This window comes from Buchnera aphidicola (Pemphigus immunis) (assembly GCF_964059115.1).
GTDB classification, from domain to species: Bacteria; Pseudomonadota; Gammaproteobacteria; order Enterobacterales; family Enterobacteriaceae; genus Buchnera_C; species Buchnera_C aphidicola_C.
In genome coordinates this window covers 284,530-302,408 of the sequence record NZ_OZ060408.1, presented here as the reverse complement: position 1 = coordinate 302,408, position 17,879 = coordinate 284,530, and the positions used below count along the sequence as shown (strand labels likewise).

Genomic DNA, 17,879 nt, shown 5'->3' with positions numbered 1-17,879 from the left:
TTTATTTTATATAACATATAAAATATGATTTATATAGTATAATAAATTATATTTTATGTAAATATATTTAATTGGTGACATATAAAATTATAGAAAAAATCATATTAAATTAATATAAAACATAGAGGATTTATGAAAACCATTATTTATATTTCTGCTCCAGGAAATAATCAAATACAAGTATTAAAAATTAATAAAGATTTTAATTTAAAAATTATTCAAACATTAAATGTTAATGGAGAAGTTCAACCAATTTTTGTGTCTGAAAATCTCCTCTATGTAGGTATTCGACCTAAATTTCAAGTAATTACATATAGTATTAAATATGATGGTACATTAGAAAAAATTGGAGAATCTCCTATTCCAGGTAGTCCGAATTATTTATCTATAGATAAAAAAAAACGTTTTTTATTTTGTGCTTCTTATGGTAAGGGATGTCTTAGTGTCAGTCCAATAAATAAATTAGGAATTCCTCAAGAGCCAATACAAATATTTAATAATATTGAAGGTTGTCATTATTGTAATACTGATTTTGAAAATAAAATTTTATATGTCACAGCTCTTAAAAAAAATTGTATTTATCTTTATGATTTAACATGTAAAAATTTACCGTTACATAGAAAATCATATGTATTAAAAACACATTCAGACTCTGGACCTAGGCATATGGATTTTCATCCGAAAAAAAAATATATTTATAGTATTAACGAATTAAACGGTACAATTGATGTATGGGAAATAAGAGAAAATGAAAAACCAATAATATTTCTTCAAAATGTTAGTTTATTACAAAGAGAAGATAACTACGTACCTTGGGCCTCTGATATTCATGTACATCCTTCTGGATCTTATTTATATGCATGTGATCGTTCTTCTAGTCTTTTATTTATATTTGAAATTAATAAAAATAATAATAAATTAAAAAAAATCAGTAGTTTACCTACAGAAAAACAACCAAGATCGTTCGCTATTAGTTCAAATGGTCAATACTTGGTTGTTGCAGGGGAAATTTCAAATAGCATTACATTATATGAAATATCAAATAATTCTTTCTATTTACAAGAGAGGGGGAAAATATCTGTAGCTAAAAGACCAGTTTGGGTACATATACACCAATTTTAAAATATAAATATTTAATAAATGAAAAATTGATCATTATCCAATGCTTTTGAAATAGTATCAATAAGTTGTTTAAGTGAAAGACTATCTATTATATAAGGAGGTATCAAATATATCAATTTATTGAATGGTCTTATCCAGACTCCATTTTGAATAAAGAAAAATTGAATTTTTTTTATATTAATTTTATAAAAACATTCAACAACACCAATTGCACCTAATACACGAACATCTAATACTTTGGGATGTTTTTGTAACGGTAATAAATTAATTTTTAATATTGATTCAATTTTTAATACTTGATTTTTCCATTTTTTTTCTTGTAATATTGCAATATTTTCACTAGCAACTGCGCATGCTAAAGGATTACCCATAAAAGTAGGACCATGCATAAAGCAATTAGCTTTACTATTACTGATAATATGTGCTATTTTTTTTGTTGTAATAGTAGCTGATAAACTGATCATACCACCAGTAAGAGCTTTTCCTATACACAGAATATCAGGAACAATATCAGCATGTTTATAAGCAAACAATTTTCCTGTACGTCCAAATCCTGTGGCAATTTCATCTATAATTAATGGAATTTTATAATAATTACATAAATATCTAACTTTTTTTAAATATTTAGGATGGTAAAATTTCATACCACCAGCTCCTTGCACTATTGGTTCCATAATTACAGCTGCAATATTTTTTCTATTTTTCTCAATTAATTTGCTGAAAGAATATATATCTTTTTCATCCCAAACTTCTCCAAAATTACATTTAGGCGCATTCGCAAATAAATGTGATGGCAATAAATAATTATATAAACTATGAATGGAATTAGTAGGATCAGAAACAGACATAGCGAAAAAAGTATCACCATGATATCCATTTCGAATTGTTAAAAATGTACACCTTTTTTCGCCTAATGCTTGCCAATATTGTAACGACATTTTCATTGCAACTTCGATAGCTACAGAACCTGAATCACATAAAAAAATACATTCTAATTTTTTTGGTGTAATTTCAATTAATTTTCGACATAATAAAATAGCTGCAGGATGTGTAATACCACCAAACATCACATGAGACATATTTTTAATTTGGTTTTTTAATGATTTATTTAATCTAGGATTATTATATCCATGTATAGCAGACCACCAAGAAGACATTCCATCTATTATTGTTTTTCCATTATTTAACTTTAGATAGACTCCTTTAGCTGATATAATGGGATAACAAGGTATCGGATTATTCATAGAACTATAAGGATGCCAAATATGTTTCAAATCAAAATATAAATCAGATTTATTCATAATTTGTATATGTTTTATATAAAATGTTTTTTTATATTATAAACTTTTATAAGCATAAGACCATCTAACTTTTGGAGAATATATGAAAAAAATGTGGTTTCTTAAAGATATAAAATTATTGTTTGAAAAACCTCTTTTAGAATTGATATTTGAAGCTCAAAAGATTCATAGAAAATATTTTGATCCTAATAAAATACAAGTTAGCACTTTACTTTCAATTAAAACAGGAGCTTGTCCAGAAGACTGTAAATATTGTCCTCAAAGTGCTCGATATAAAACCAGTACGAAAACTGAAAAATTATTGACAATAGAAAAAATATTAAAGGCTGCTCATCAAGCAAAAAAAGCAGGATCAACTCGTTTTTGTATGGGAGCTGCTTGGAAAAATCCGCACAATCGAGATATACCTTATTTAGAAAAAATAATAAAAAAAGTAAAAAATTTAGGTTTAGAAACTTGTATGACACTAGGTTCATTAACTGAACAACAAGCAAAAAAATTAGCTGATGCAGGATTAGATTTTTATAATCATAATTTAGATACTTCTGAAAAATTTTATAGCAAAATTATCACTACTCGTACTTATAAAGAACGTATTGATACTTTAGAAACAGTCAGAAAATCTGGAATGAAAATATGTTCGGGAGGTATTATAGGCCTTGGAGAAACAATACAAGATAGAATGGAATTATTATTAAAGTTAGCTAATTTACCAATTCCTCCTGAGAGTGTACCTATTAATATGTTGGTTAAAATAAAAGGAACTCCTCTCGAAAATAATATAGAAATCGATGCTTTTGAATTTATACGAATAATATCGATTGCACGTATAATGATGCCACGTTCATATATACGACTTTCTGCTGGACGTGAAAAAATGAATGAACAAACACAAGCAATGTGTTTTATGGCTGGTGCTAATTCAATTTTTTATGGTTGTAAATTACTTACTACTCCTAATCCAGAAGAAACTAAAGATATAAATCTATTTAACAAATTAGGATTAAATATACAAAAAAAACATATAAATTCTGGAAATAATGAAAGATCAATGTCATTATATGATCAACTATCAAAATTAAGTCATAAAATGTATTATAACGCAGCTCTGACAGAAATAAAAAGAGATAATATAGTTAAAGAATAAATTTGTAAAAATATAAAATAATACTAAATTTCATATCAAAATTATTTTGATAATAACTTGATTAAATAAATAAAAAATGAAATATAAAAAAATTGCTATTTTAAATGTAAATAAATAATTTTTTTATAAAAAATGTGTATTTTTTATCTTTTAAATAAAGATATAAATTTGTGAGTAAATAATTTTTAAATAAATTTATTATATTTAAAAAACTAAAACTTTTATTTGATCATTAATAAATAAAATTAATACTAAAAACAAATATATATATTAAAATGTAATTTTATGAATATTTGAAAAAATAATTAGGTATTAAATATCTATTTTTATGCTTAAATGAAATAGATAATGATAGAGAATAATTTTTACTAAAAATTATTCTCTATCTGTTAAATTTATTTAATTAAAATTAATTACGTAATATTAACAATATATTTTTAATCACAAACAATTCTGTTTTAATACTATAAAATATAAATTTGATTGATAATCACATATCAAATTACTAAAAATATTAATAATATTTTAAATTAAAAATAATTATAAAAATTATATATATATCAAATATAAAAACAATAATTAAAATTACAATAAATCAATCATTAATTTTATATTAAAAATAAAATTTTATTTATAAAAATTAATAAAATTAATCTCATAATAGAATTATTAATCTATCAATAAAAATATTAATTATTATTTATATTTATTTTATAGAACAAACTTCTATGGAAAAATAAATTATTTTAGGAGTTATTTAAAAATGAATAACTGTTGGTTTATTACTGGAACAGATACCAATATAGGGAAAACTGTTGTAAGTAGTCTATTGTTAAGAAATGCTAAAAAATTAGGATATCGAACAGCTGGTTATAAACCAGTGGCTTCTGGTATAAAAAAAAAATATAAAAATTTTAAAAATAATGATGCTTTAATATTTCAAAAATTAAGTAGTATTAAACTTAAATATGAAGAAATTAATCCATTTTGTTTTTATGAAAAAGCAGCTCCCCATATTTTAAGTATTAAACATAATATAAAAATTAGCTTTGAAAAATTATCTTTGGGATTATCTGAATTAAAGAAAAAATCCAACTGGATATTAATAGAAGGTGCTGGTGGTTGGTATACTCCATTATCTCATCATATTACTTATGCTGATTGGGTATTTCAAGAAAATTTGCCAGTTATTTTGGTAGTAGCTATCAAATTAGGTTGTATTAATCATGCTATTTTAACAAGTCATGCTATTTTAAAATATAATCTAAATTTTTCTGGATGGATAGCCAATAATATTAAACCAATAGAAAAATTTCATAAAGAAAACATTTTAACTTTAAAAAAATATTTAAAAGCTCCATTTTTAGGAGAAATTCCATATTTCCAAGATATGAAAAAAATTTATACTTGTGAAGTTCCACTTATATTACCTAAATAACATTTTAAAATAATATAATTAAAATAATTATTAATTTTTTTAAGGTTAAATGTTATATTAATTTAGTATCACCATCTACAAGATGGTGTATACAAAATTTATAAATATACTGGATATTTTTTACATATATTTAAAATATGATCTTTAATTTTTTTTATTTTATTTTTGTTTTTAATGTTATTTAATATCTTTATAATTAAATAAGATAAATTTTCTGCTTCTTTTTCTTTTAAACCACGGCGAGTAATAGATGGTGTTCCTATTCTTATACCTGAAGTAATTAAAGGACTTTTTTGATCATTCGGTATACTATTCTTGTTTACAGTAATATTAGCAGAACCTAAAGCTAATTCTGCTTCTTTTCCTGTAATATTTTTATCAGTTAAATCAATTAAAAAAAGATGATTATAAGTATTATTAGATATTATTTTATAACTATATTTAATAAACGTATTAACCATACATTGTGAATTTTTTAAGACTTGAATTTGATATTTTTTAAAAGATGGTTCCATTGCTTCTTTAAATGCTATTGCTTTAGCCGCAATTACATGCATTAAAGGGCCTCCTTGAATACCTGGAAATACCGAAGAATCTATTTTCCGATATAAATCCATAGTGCCATTTTTAACTAATATTAAACCACCTCTAGGACCTGCTAAAGTTTTATGTGTTGTTGATGTTACAACATGCGCATGATCCAATGGATCAGGATATAATCCTGTAGCAACTAAACCAGCAATATGAGCCATATCAACAAGTAAATAAGCATTAATACTATCTGCAATATAACGCATTCTCTCCCAATTACATAATCCAGAATATGCTGAAAATCCACCGATAATAATTTTAGGATTATTTTTTTTTGCTAATTTTTCTAATTGTAAATAATCAATTTCACCATTTTCATCGATACCGTATGAAATTGAATTATATAATTTTCCAGAAAAATTTACAGAAGAACCGTGAGTTAAATGACCTCCATGAGATAATGCCATTCCTAAAATTAAATCTCCAGGTTTTAACAAAGCGTTATATACTGCGAAATTAGCTTGAGATCCAGAATGAGGTTGTACATTGGCATAATCAGCATTAAATAATATTTTTGCTCTTTCTATGGCTAATTTTTCTATTAAATCAACATTATGGCATCCTCCATAATATCTTTTTCCAGGATACCCTTCAGCATATTTATTTGTGAGTTGTGAACCTTGTGCAAGCATCACATATGAACTAACATAATTTTCTGAAGCTATTAATTCAATATGATTTTCTTGACGATGTTTTTCTTTTTCTATAAATGTCCAAATATCTGGATCATACTCCGCAATTGTCATGTTATTTTTTAACATTAATTATCCTGTTTTTAAAAATTATATTATTTTAAATAACAATATTAATTGTATATAATAGAAAATTTTTAATAATGTTACTATGTAAAAATAAAATTGAAAAATTATGGAATTGAGAACGTATATTTTTATTTTATAAAATATATATACAATATATTTTTGAAAAAAATCAATTTAAGTTGTATATTACATTAATAATGTAAATATTTAATTTTTAATTAAAATATTTAAATAAATTTAATATATAAGTATAAGTTATATTTTATAATAAAAAAGAAAGTTCATTAATTAATTCAGTTTTTAATACTATTTTTTGTGTTTTATTAGTTAAATCTTTCATTAATATAGATTTTTTTTCTTGTTCTTTAGGACCTAATAATAACGCTACTCGAGAATTATGTTTATTAGCCAAACGAAATTGTTTAGTCACATTAACTCCATAAAAATTAGTCATTACTTTTAATTCAGGTAATTTATTTCTTATCAATTCACTCAATTTTATCGCTTCTAATTTAAAAGAATCATCAAAAATAAGAATATAGACATCTATAAAAAAAGGTAAAATTAAAGATGAAACTTCTTTTATTAATAAAATTAAGCGATCCATTCCTATGGCAAAACCAACAGCAGGTACTTTTGGACCTCCTAATTTTTCAATTAATTTATCGTATCGACCTCCAGCACAAACGGTATTTTGTGAACCTAATTTATTTGTTTTCCATTCAAACACAATATCGTTATAATAATCTAATCCTCGAATCAAATTATTATTGATAGTATAAGGAATTCCAATATCAGACATAAAATAACATAATTTTTTAAAAAAAATAGAAGAATTTTTATCAAGATAATGATGTAATTTAGGTCCATTTTTTAATAAAATTTGTATAGATGGATTTTTGCTATCTAAAATTCTAAGAGGATTTATACCTAAACGTTTTTTAGAATCATCATCCAATAGTGATTCATTTTTTTTTAAAAATTTTAATAAATCCTTTTTATATTTATTTCTAATATCAATAGAACCTATAGAATTAATTTCTAAAATTAAATGTTTATCTATACCTAAATTTTTCCAAAAACGGGATGTTAGTAAAATCAATTCTACTTCTATATCAGGCCCTTTGAGACCAAATGCTTCAACACCCATTTGATAAAATTGTCGATATCTTCCTTTTTGAGGACGTTCATACCTGAACATAGGACCTAAATACCATAATCTTTGTTCGTTATTATTTAACAATTTATGTTGAATGTTTGCTCTAGCACAACCGATAGTACCTTCTGGTCGCAAAATTAATTTTTTTTTATTACGATCTTCAAAGGAATACATTTCTTTGGTAATAATATCTGTTGTATTACCTATCGTATTTTTAAATAATGTAGCATATTCCAAGATAGGTAAACGAATTTCATTATAACAGTAACTAAATAGAATTTTTTTAAGAATAGTTTCTACATGATTCCAAATTATTATTTCTTTTGGCAAATAATCATGCATGCCTCTTATAGATTCATTTTTTATATTCATAAAAAATATCTCTTTAATTTTTAAAATGATTAAGCATTGATTATAAAATAAAATATTAATTTTAAAATAGAACATTATATCATATATAATAATAAAAAAATAAACATAAAAATTTATATATTAATTTAAATTTTTTAATATCTATTTTTTATTATTTTAGATTATATTTTAAATATTTAAAATATAATTTCATTACAAATATTTTATTTTTAATAATATCAATATATAAAAACTATTTTTATCTTAAAACTTAACAGTAAATCATATGAAATAATTCAATTTATTGTATAGATATAAATTTAAAAACTATTTAATTTTTTACTTATTTAAATGTTTTTTAAATTTATATCTTTATTAATGTTATTAAATAACATATCAAAAAAAGTTAATAAAAAATAGGATAAAATATTCTAGAATTAATACTTTTTTATTAAATTCATAAAAAAATTAATCTATTTCTTTAGATAAAAATCTATAAAAACATTAATAAAATAATATTAAAAAATAAAATATTTAATCTAATATAAAACAGTAATTGATATAATTGGTAGATTTATATCTATATTATATATTGACTATCTATTAAATGTACTTTTTAATCAATATTAAATAATTAATCATTTTTTTATTATTATATTTTAAAGTTAATATAAATCTTAACACTTGTGTTTCATGTTAGTTAATCGCAAAAAATCTTTATTTTTTAAATTTTAAAAATTTTTTATTTTAATTTTTAAAATTTATATCTAATATTTTTAATACTGATCCAATTTAGAAAATAAGTTCATTTTTTATTCATTCAATACCAATATTTAAAAATTGATAATTAATCGAAAAAATAGATAAATTATTATTGATTATTTTTTTCGATATAAATATTAATTTTATTAATTCATTATATAAAACTGTTTTACATATATAAATTAATATATATAATTTGGTTAAATTAATATTTTCATTTGAATATTTATTTTATTTTTTGATTTATAAATTTATTTTTTAAACAATTTTACCAATTAACTGACCACAAGCTGCATTAATATCTGTTCCTCTATTTTTTCTAATAATGGTAAAAAATCCTTTTTTTGTCAAGATTGAAGCAAATTTTTCTATTCTTTTAGGATGACTACTTTTATAAATAGAATTTGGAAAAATATTCCAAGGAATTAAATTAATTTTGCTAGGAATTTTTCTTAAAAGCAATGCTAATTCTTCAGCATGAATTATTTCATCATTAATATGATCTAACATAACATATTCTATGGTAACACCTCCTCGATTTGCTTTAGATACACTTAAATAACGATTAACTGAACGTAATAAATTTTGAATATTATACTTTTTATTAATTGACATTATTTGATTACGAATTAAATCATTAGGAGCATGAAGAGAAACAGCTAAATTGACATCAATCATATTACTTAATTTATTTAACGCCGGGACTATACCTGCAGTAGATATGGTAACTTTATTTTTTGATATGTTAAAACCAAAATTATTTAATATAATTTTTAACGAATTTACTACATTTTTCAAATTTAATAAAGGTTCTCCCATTCCCATAAAAACTATATTGGTGATAGGACGTTTTTTTTTGGATTGATTAAAACGTATTCTTTTGATAGCATTCCATATTTGACCAACTATTTCTGAAACTTTTAAATTACCTTTAAATTTAATTTGTCCAGTAGAACAGAATTTACATTCTAAAATACATCCTATTTGAGTAGAAACACATAATGTGGAACGATTTTTTTCAGGAATGTAAACTGTTTCTATTAAATTATTATTTATTGCTACTTTCCATTTTATGGTACCATCAATAGATAAGTGTTCTTCTATAAAGTGAGGAGCTTTAATAATGCATATATTTTTTAATTTTTTTCTCAAAATTTTACTAATATTAGTCATTTTATCAAAATCATCACAATATTCACGATAAATCCAATTCATAACCTGATCTGCACAAAATTTTTTTTCTCCAATAGAAAGAAAAAAATTACACATTTTTTGATAATCTAAATTTAATAAATTGATTTTATTATCAATGTTCTCAAATTTATATAAATTATTGTACATATTATGTTTCCTATCTTTTACATAAGAAAAATTTATTTTTTGATAAAAAATTGAATTAATAAATATCAATTATTTAATTTTTTCTTAAAATATAAACGTTGCAAAAATTTATTCGATAATATTAACATTTAATATGTTATTATCATATTTATGTTTTTTTTTATTAAAAAAGTAGAAAAAATGTATCCTATGCTAAATATTGCAGTACGTGCTGCTAGAAAAGGTGGAAGTATAATAATTCAAAAATATGATACTCAAAAAAATTTTATAGAAAGCAAAAAAAATTATAAAGAAAATACAATTAGTAAGATTATACAAACTGTCCATAAAATAATGACAGACATAATCAGTAAAGCATATCCTAATCATTTCATTTGCACTACAAAATATAACAATTATTTTAAAGAAAATTATGTTACATGGATTATTAATCCTTTAGATGGGCTCAATAATTTTGAAAAAAAAATTCCACATTTTTGTCTTTCAATATCCGTTGTTATTAAAAATAAAACTGTCATATCTGTAATATATGATCCTCTAAAAAATGAACTTTTTACGGCTATTAGAGGAAAAGGAGCTCAACTAAATGGTTATCGAATGAGATGTTCAAATATAAATTCTTTGAATAATAGCAAAATAGGAATTAATTTTTTAATGAAAGAACAATATGAAACAAAAAATTATTTTAAAATAATAGAATTATTACTCTCAAAAAGTATACGTTTCATATCTTCTGGTTCTAGCGTACTAGATTTAGCTTATCTAGCAGCAGGTAGATTAGATGGCGTATGTAATTTTTCCTTTAAACCACGTAATATTATATCTGGAGAATTACAAATTAGAGAATCAGGAGGTATAATTAGTGAATTAACTGGAAAATGTTTTAATTATTTTAATTCAACATCATTGGTAACAGGTAATTCTAAATTTTTGAGAGTTATTCTATCAGAAATTAGAGAAATAAATAATATATAATTAAAAAATACTTTATTAAGATTAATCTACTATTACAATATATTGAATTAATTATATATTAAAAATTTACTCTAATTTTAATATCGTGTCTATATTTTGGTTACGCTAAATTTTTTTTCATACAGTTAAATAAAATTAAATCAATTCAAAATAATATTTAAGAAACTTAAGAAAATACTTACATAATTTATATTATAATTTTATTTTTTATAAAAGAATATTTTATAAAAAATAAAAATACTGATATATATTTTATATAAAAATTGTACAACCTGTATATTACTTGTTTTTGATAAGTAATTAAAATTATTTAAAATAATATATATTTTAATTTTTTTATTCATTTTTAAAATTATGGTTTTATATATTGAAAATTATTACTGAAGTAAAGAACCATTTGTTTTGATAATTTAATAGTTTATATTGATATTTTATAAATTTTTAATAAAAAATTTTTATTAATTTGTCTCCGTTAGTTTTATACATTTTAATATAAATAAAATATGATTTATGAAATTTTATATTATTTATGATTTTTTATTAAAAATTAATTCATATATACAAAACACATATTTAAAATTTTTAATTTCTAAAATAATTTATGAAATCACATATGTAATAATTTGATTCTTACGATAAAAACTAATTTATATAAATAATTATTTTTTATCTGAAAAAATGAACGTATATTCTATATTTTTTATCTAAATTAATATCTATATTAATATAATCGGTTTTTTAATTCTTATTTAATATAATTTTGGTAGATGTTGATTGACAGTTAGTTTAATAACTTTAATATTTATAAATATTAACTATATATATAAAATTATTTTTTTTAAATTTTATAATTTTTAATATTTTATTAAAATTTTTATTAAATTAAATTTTTATATCAAAAATCATTTTTTATATAATTCTTCTAAAAATTTATTAATAAAAATTAAATTTAAATAAAATTAAACAGAAATTAATTTTAATTTATATACATAAACGAAGATTATATAAAAATAGTTAGTTTAAAACTAATAATACATATAAACCTCTAATGTAAATATTTTAATTTATATCAAAATAATTTTTATGTAATAAATTTTAAAATTAATATAAAATATTATTTATTTAATATTACTGAAAATATATTTTTAACGATATTATTGATAATATTACCTATAATGTTTTTTTTAGATACATATTTTATTTCTAATAAAGTGAACTTATTTTTTTTTGAAATTAAAAAATCATCACTATTATTAATACTATCTACAAGATTTTTTTTTAAAGCAAGAGAACCGAACCAATATTCTCCGGTAGCAACAGAATCAATATTTAAAGATGGTCTCATTTCTTGAATAAATTTTTTAAAGAGATTATGAGTTGTCTCCAATTCACTACAAAATTTCTCTCGTGATTCTTGAGTATTTTCACCAAATAAAGTTAAAGTGCGTTTATATTTTCCAGCTGTATGTAATTCTACATCGATATTATTATTTTTTAATATTCTATTAAAGTTAGGAATTTGTGCAACAACTCCAATAGATCCAATAATAGAAAATGGTGCAGCCATAATATGATCGGCAACACTAGCCATCATATATCCTCCGCTAGCAGCAATTTTATCTATTGCAATTGTTAAATAAATCCCTTTTTGACGTAATCTTTGTAATTGAAAAGCAGCAAATCCATAACCATGTACAATTCCACCTGAACTTTCCAGTCTTAATAATACTTCATCGTTTTTTTCTGCAACTGTAAGAATAGCAGATATTTCTTTTCTTAAATTACTAACTGCACTTGCATGTACATCGCCTTTAAAATTTAATATATATAATGTCGGCATTTTTTCTTCTAAATATATTTTTTTATTCGTAATATATTTTTTTTTATTACTTATCATTTCTTTTTTTTGTTTTTTTTTATTTTTTTGATTCCATATTTTTTTTTCATAAGGTGTCATTTTTAAAAAAAGTATATTTTTTTTTATATTTTCGTATTTTTCCCCTAATAAAGTTAATTTAAAATCTCCTTTCTCTTTATTTTTACGTTGTAATATACGTGTGAAAAACAACAATATAGTTAATATTGTCACTAATACAGTAATATTTTTTGCTAAAAAAAGTACATAATTTAAAATAAAATTCATAAGTTCCACGCTTATATTATATTTTATAACGTTTTTATATTACAAAAACATAATTTTTAATTATAAAAATTAATAATATTTTAATTGAATTAAATTATACAAAGCATTAACTAAATCATCTTTAAGATACAACCATGATCTAGGAGATAAACATGGAGGTAAAATAACATTTGCATAACTAATACGAATTAGTTTATTAACTTGAACTCCTACTTTTTCCCATATTCTTCTTACTTCACGATTTCTACCTTCTGTTAAAGATACTATAAACCATTTATTTTTAGAATTGTTAGATTTTAATTCAATGGTTTTAAAAACTGCATATCCGTCTTCAAGGTATACTCCTGATTTTAATTGATTTATTTTTTTTTCATCTATATTTCCAAATACACGAACTGCGTATTTTCTTGTAATATTAAATTTTGGATGCATAAGACGATAAGCTAATTCTCCATCAGTTGTAAATAATAATAAACCACAACTATTTAAATCTAATCTACCTACCATAATCCATTTAGTATTTTTCAATACTGGTAATGTTTCAAAAACTGTAATACGATTTTTAGGATCATTACGAGTGCAAATATATCCTTCTGGTTTATAATAAATTAGCACACGTGGTTTTTTTTTTTATATTAAATAAAAAAAATTTTTTATCAATAGTTAATGATTGTATATTGTTTTTTAAAAATCGTTGGCCAATATTAATTTTTTTTCCATTAACAAAAATAAGATTAGATCTTATCATTTTTTCAATATAACGACGGGATCCATAACCCGAATTAGCTAATATTTTTTGTATTTTTTCATTCATATTTAACTCATTAATTAATAGTGATATTAAAAACTTTTATGTATTTAATTAAAAACAAAGTATTTTTGACATTATCAAAAAACATTTTTGATAAAATTTTAAAAAGTAAAATATTTAATTAATTCATTTTTATAAAAAATTAATATTGAATTAATCTTAATTTAAGTAGATATATATTTTATATCATATTAAATATTAATAATAATAAATTATGTTAAAAATAATAATTTTAAATATTATTTTTTATTTTATTCGGAATTAAAGTTAATAATATACCAAACATTAATGGAATTGTTAATAACAATTGATTAATAGGAATAGTATATTTAAAAATATAATAATCTAAACTGGTAGCAATAAATGGAAAAACTAAAAATACAACAGAAGCATGAAAAGAATTTACTTTTTTTTGTAAATAAAAATAAGACAATATACCACATATACCAGAGAAATCTCCTAAATAAATTACTGCTAAAATTGACATTTTTGAAAAATTATTCAGAACTGGATGTTCAAAATACCAAGCCAAAGTTAATAAAATTATGCCAGATACTAATGAAGGCAATGCATTAAATGTGAGGACAGATACGTTATAAGATTTCTTTTTACATTCTACGTACATAATAGCATGACTAATTACCGCTAACATTAATGCAATAATTCCTTTAAACTGACAATCATGTATAATATATACAGCATTAAATAAAATAAAAATAAGAATGATTACAGCTATTGTTAATCCTATTTTTTGTAAAAAAAATATTTTTTTTCTCAGTATAAAAAAAGAAGTAATTAAAATAAAAACAGGCATATTTGAAAAAATAACAGAAGACACATATGCATTGACATATAGTCCACCATATAACATTAATGAAAATGGAATAGAAAAATAAAATATACAAATAAAAAATTGAAAATACCGTTCCCCTGGAGGAAAAAGTAAAGGTGTCTTACTATAGTAAGCCATACTAATTAATAAAGGCGCTGCTAATAAAAATCGCATTCCTGTAGCAAAAAAAGGAGGAATAGTATCTATAGCAAATTTCATTGCTATCCAAGTAGTACCCCATGTAATAGAAACTAAAAAAAATAATATTATTATTATAATATTTTGCATAAAGGTATCTCTAATTAATAAAATTATATATTGAAAATAGTTTTTTGATGTGGCAATTATCATGTAATTCTATAAAAAATAGATTATATAATTATAATCTAAAATTTAAATAATCTTATATTAATAAAATTAATAAAAAAATTGATAGGTTAAATTGCAATATCGGTAATTAAAAATAAAAAATTATTTTAATAATTATATATATGTCATAAATAGATATATATCTAATATTAAATATAACTATAATTATTATAAATAAATATATAAGATATAAATCAATGAAAATAAATATATTATATTAAAATAATTAGAAGATATATATTTTATATATATTAAATTTAAAATATATAAATTATGATTAACCTAATATATAAATATCTTAAAAATTTTATTTATAAATCAATATTATTTTATTTTTAAAAAAAATTTTATTTTTATTGCTAATGTAGTATATTAATGCAGGATATTAATATGGAAAAAATTCTAAAAAAAATATATGAATCAAAGTTATTAAATAGTGTAGAAAGTTATATTTTATTTCAAAATATAATTAAAAAAAAAATTAATAATATTCAATTAGCATCTTTATTAATTGCTATCAAAATAAGAGGAGAATCATCAGATGAAATAGCTGGAGCAATACGTGCATGCTTAGAAAAAATAAATTTTTCAATTAAACCCAATTATAATTTTTCTGACATAGTTGGTACAGGTGGAGATAATAATAATACCATTAATATATCAACTGTAAGCGCTATTGTTGCTGCAACATGTGGATTAAAAATTGCTAAACATTGTAATGCTAAGATATCTAGTTTGTCCGGTTCATCAGACGTATTAGATGAATTAGGTATTAATTATACCTTATCAGCTCAACAATCATATGAAATGTTAGATAAATTTAACATTTGCTTTTTATTTGCACCGCAATATCATACCGTATTTAAGAATGCTATAAAAGTAAGAAAAATATTAAAAACAAAAACTTTTTTTAATATTTTAGGTCCTTTACTAAATCCATTTAAACCTCCATTAACAGTAATTGGTGTCTATAGTAAACCACTTATTTTAAATATGATAAAAACATTAAGAAAATTAAACTATAAACGTGCTATTGTATTACACAGTAGTGGCAACGATGAAGTAATGTTATTTGGGAGTACATATATATCTGAACTAAATAATAAAAAAATTATTTCATATGAAATATCAGCTAAAGATTTTGGTTTACATACTCATCCACAAAACGCATTAAAAGGAGGTTCTTCGAAAGAAAACTGTGATATTATAAAAAAAATATTACAAGGACGTGGTAGTTTAGCACATGAAGAAACGATAGCAGCAAATGTAGCATTATTATTAAAGATATTTGGATATGAAAATATAAAAGAAAATGCACAATATGCATTAGAAACTATTCGTAGTGGAAAAGCGTATAAAAAATTAATATCCCTTATGAATTGGAAAAATTATGCAAAACACAATATTACAAGAAATTGTAAAAAATAAATTCATTTGGTTAAAAACACAAAAACAAAAAAAACCATTAAAAAATTTTAAAAAAAAAATACAAAAAACTGATAGAAATTTTTACCAATCATTAAATAATATTCGTCCATTTTTTATTTTAGAATGTAAAAAAACTTCTCCTTCATCAGGAATAATTAGGGAAAAATTTAATCTTATTGACATTTGTCATACTTATAAAAAATATGCTTCTGTAATCTCTGTATTAACCGATGAAAAATATTTTCATGGAAAATTAGAATTTATATCAATAGCTCGATCAATAGTTTCTCAACCTATATTATGTAAAGATTTTTTTATTGATCCTTATCAAGTATATTTAGCTCGTTATTATCAAGCTGATGCCATTCTGCTAATGTTATCTATTTTAGATAATGCACAATATAACACCCTTTCTAAAATTGCAACAGACATGAATATGGGAGTAATAACTGAAGTAAATAATGAAACAGAACTACATCGAGCAATTTTACTGAATGCAAAAGTTATTGGTATTAATAATCGAAATTTACACGATTTTTCAATAGATCTCAATAGAACTAAATCTATTGCTCCTTTAGTACCAAAAAATATAAAAGTTATCAGTGAGTCAGGAATTTATAATTATTCTCAAGTTCGTAACTTAAGCAAATTAGTGCATGGATTTTTAATTGGTTCATCATTAATGAAACAAAAAAATTTAGACATAGCTATTCGTAGAATTATTATAGGGGATAATAAAGTTTGTGGATTAACTGAAGGAAAAGATGCAGAAATATCAAAAAAATATGGAGCTATTTATGGTGGATTAATTTTCGTAAAAAATTCTCGACGTTATGTTCGAGAAAATATAGCTATTAAAATTATTAGTAAAGCTGATTTATATTATGTTGGAGTTTTTAGAAATGAAAATATACATTATGTTGTATCTATAGCTACATTATTAAATTTAAAAGCTGTACAGTTACATGGAAGTGAAGATCAAAATTACATTAATAAACTACGAGATCAACTACCATATGAAATAAAAATATGGAAATCTTGTAGCATTAAAAATGTCGTTCCTAATCATAGTTTTAAAAATATTAGTTATTACATATTTGATAATTTAGAAGGAGGAAGTGGAAAAAGTTTTAATTGGTCAGTATTGGCAAATTGCAATCTTAGTAACGTTATTTTAGCTGGTGGATTAAATTCTAAAAATTGTATCCGTGCTTCACAATTAGGTTGTGCCGGATTAGATTTTAATTCAGGTGTAGAAGATAATTTCGGAAAAAAAGATCCTAAAAAAATATTTTCTGTTTTTCATTCTTTAAGAAATTATTCTTCATAAAAAATTTAAGAGAAATAA

The 17,879-nt window shown here is 21.7% G+C and carries 14 protein-coding genes; 6 read left to right on the top strand and 8 right to left on the bottom strand.

Features of this window, described 5'->3' with window-relative positions; all coding sequences use genetic code 11:
• Positions 1-132: 132 nt before the first annotated feature.
• A complete protein-coding gene (gene pgl / locus AB4W77_RS01290) occupies positions 133-1,122 on the top strand; it encodes a 6-phosphogluconolactonase (RefSeq protein ID WP_367681222.1) in 990 nt (329 codons plus the stop codon).
• Positions 1,123-1,133: 11 nt separating this feature from the next.
• Here the strand turns inward: pgl and bioA are convergent, their stop codons facing one another.
• On the bottom strand, positions 1,134-2,423 hold the full coding sequence (gene bioA / locus AB4W77_RS01285; RefSeq protein ID WP_367681221.1) for an adenosylmethionine--8-amino-7-oxononanoate transaminase: 1,290 nt from the start codon (positions 2,421-2,423) through the stop codon (positions 1,134-1,136).
• An 82-nt stretch (positions 2,424-2,505) separates the two neighbouring features.
• Between bioA and bioB the strand changes: the two genes are divergently transcribed.
• Positions 2,506-3,570: a biotin synthase BioB gene (gene bioB / locus AB4W77_RS01280; protein WP_367681220.1), complete on the top strand. Its 1,065-nt coding sequence runs from the start codon at positions 2,506-2,508 to the stop codon at positions 3,568-3,570.
• Between the two features lie 763 nt (positions 3,571-4,333).
• A complete protein-coding gene (gene bioD / locus AB4W77_RS01275; RefSeq protein ID WP_367681666.1) occupies positions 4,334-5,008 on the top strand; it encodes a dethiobiotin synthase in 675 nt (224 codons plus the stop codon).
• Positions 5,009-5,106: 98 nt separating this feature from the next.
• Here bioD and glyA read toward each other — a convergent pair whose 3' ends face one another.
• From glyA to rlmN, 3 genes are all read right to left on the bottom strand, one after another.
• The gene (glyA, locus tag AB4W77_RS01270) at positions 5,107-6,360 is read right to left on the bottom strand and encodes a serine hydroxymethyltransferase (RefSeq protein WP_367681665.1); all 1,254 of its coding nucleotides are present in this window, start codon (positions 6,358-6,360) and stop codon (positions 5,107-5,109) included.
• Positions 6,361-6,622: 262 nt separating this feature from the next.
• Positions 6,623-7,891 carry a histidine--tRNA ligase gene (gene hisS / locus AB4W77_RS01265; protein ID WP_367681664.1) on the bottom strand — a complete coding sequence of 423 codons (1,269 nt, stop codon included), beginning with the start codon at positions 7,889-7,891 and terminating at the stop codon, positions 6,623-6,625.
• A 999-nt stretch (positions 7,892-8,890) separates the two neighbouring features.
• Positions 8,891-9,973 carry a 23S rRNA (adenine(2503)-C(2))-methyltransferase RlmN gene (gene rlmN, locus AB4W77_RS01260; RefSeq protein ID WP_367681663.1) on the bottom strand — a complete coding sequence of 361 codons (1,083 nt, stop codon included), beginning with the start codon at positions 9,971-9,973 and terminating at the stop codon, positions 8,891-8,893.
• A 150-nt stretch (positions 9,974-10,123) separates the two neighbouring features.
• On the opposite strand from rlmN, the gene AB4W77_RS01255 reads away from it, so the two are divergent.
• Complete coding sequence (locus AB4W77_RS01255) at positions 10,124-10,948, top strand: inositol monophosphatase family protein (protein WP_367681662.1); 825 nt, start codon at positions 10,124-10,126, stop codon at positions 10,946-10,948.
• A 1,114-nt stretch (positions 10,949-12,062) separates the two neighbouring features.
• Here AB4W77_RS01255 and sohB read toward each other — a convergent pair.
• The 4 genes from sohB to AB4W77_RS01235 all read right to left on the bottom strand — a co-directional run bounded on the left by sohB (position 12,063) and on the right by AB4W77_RS01235 (position 15,022).
• Positions 12,063-13,091: a protease SohB gene (gene sohB / locus AB4W77_RS01250; protein ID WP_367681661.1), complete on the bottom strand. Its 1,029-nt coding sequence runs from the start codon at positions 13,089-13,091 to the stop codon at positions 12,063-12,065.
• Between the two features lie 69 nt (positions 13,092-13,160).
• Entirely contained in the window at positions 13,161-13,706 is a 546-nt protein-coding gene (locus AB4W77_RS01245; RefSeq protein WP_367681660.1) for a pseudouridine synthase, read from the bottom strand.
• The gene (locus AB4W77_RS01240; RefSeq protein ID WP_367681659.1) at positions 13,690-13,905 is read right to left on the bottom strand and encodes a S4 domain-containing protein; all 216 of its coding nucleotides are present in this window, start codon (positions 13,903-13,905) and stop codon (positions 13,690-13,692) included. Before AB4W77_RS01240 ends, AB4W77_RS01245 begins: the two co-directional genes overlap by 17 nt.
• 229 nt (positions 13,906-14,134) lie before the next feature.
• A complete protein-coding gene (locus tag AB4W77_RS01235; protein WP_367681658.1) occupies positions 14,135-15,022 on the bottom strand; it encodes a DMT family transporter in 888 nt (295 codons plus the stop codon).
• A gap of 471 nt (positions 15,023-15,493) precedes the next feature.
• On the opposite strand from AB4W77_RS01235, the gene trpD reads away from it, so the two are divergent.
• A complete protein-coding gene (gene trpD, locus AB4W77_RS01230; protein WP_367681657.1) occupies positions 15,494-16,531 on the top strand; it encodes an anthranilate phosphoribosyltransferase in 1,038 nt (345 codons plus the stop codon).
• Positions 16,494-17,861, top strand: a complete 1,368-nt coding sequence (gene trpCF, locus AB4W77_RS01225; RefSeq protein WP_367681656.1) for a bifunctional indole-3-glycerol-phosphate synthase TrpC/phosphoribosylanthranilate isomerase TrpF — start codon at positions 16,494-16,496, stop codon at positions 17,859-17,861. Before trpD ends, trpCF begins: the two co-directional genes overlap by 38 nt.
• Positions 17,862-17,879: the final 18 nt, after the last annotated feature.

Coding starts and splice junctions, on each gene's coding strand:
- AB4W77_RS01255 (WP_367681662.1), top strand. CDS start 10,124: ATGTTTTTTTTTATTAAAAAAGTAGAAAAAATGTATCCTATGCTAAAT.
- trpD (WP_367681657.1), top strand. CDS start 15,494: ATGGAAAAAATTCTAAAAAAAATATATGAATCAAAGTTATTAAATAGT.
- trpCF (WP_367681656.1), top strand. CDS start 16,494: ATGCAAAACACAATATTACAAGAAATTGTAAAAAATAAATTCATTTGG.
- bioB (WP_367681220.1), top strand. CDS start 2,506: ATGAAAAAAATGTGGTTTCTTAAAGATATAAAATTATTGTTTGAAAAA.
- pgl (WP_367681222.1), top strand. CDS start 133: ATGAAAACCATTATTTATATTTCTGCTCCAGGAAATAATCAAATACAA.
- bioD (WP_367681666.1), top strand. CDS start 4,334: ATGAATAACTGTTGGTTTATTACTGGAACAGATACCAATATAGGGAAA.
- AB4W77_RS01235 (WP_367681658.1), bottom strand. CDS start 15,022: ATGCAAAATATTATAATAATAATATTATTTTTTTTAGTTTCTATTACA.
- AB4W77_RS01240 (WP_367681659.1), bottom strand. CDS start 13,905: ATGAATGAAAAAATACAAAAAATATTAGCTAATTCGGGTTATGGATCC.
- glyA (WP_367681665.1), bottom strand. CDS start 6,360: ATGTTAAAAAATAACATGACAATTGCGGAGTATGATCCAGATATTTGG.
- bioA (WP_367681221.1), bottom strand. CDS start 2,423: ATGAATAAATCTGATTTATATTTTGATTTGAAACATATTTGGCATCCT.
- sohB (WP_367681661.1), bottom strand. CDS start 13,091: ATGAATTTTATTTTAAATTATGTACTTTTTTTAGCAAAAAATATTACT.
- hisS (WP_367681664.1), bottom strand. CDS start 7,891: ATGAATATAAAAAATGAATCTATAAGAGGCATGCATGATTATTTGCCA.
- rlmN (WP_367681663.1), bottom strand. CDS start 9,973: ATGTACAATAATTTATATAAATTTGAGAACATTGATAATAAAATCAAT.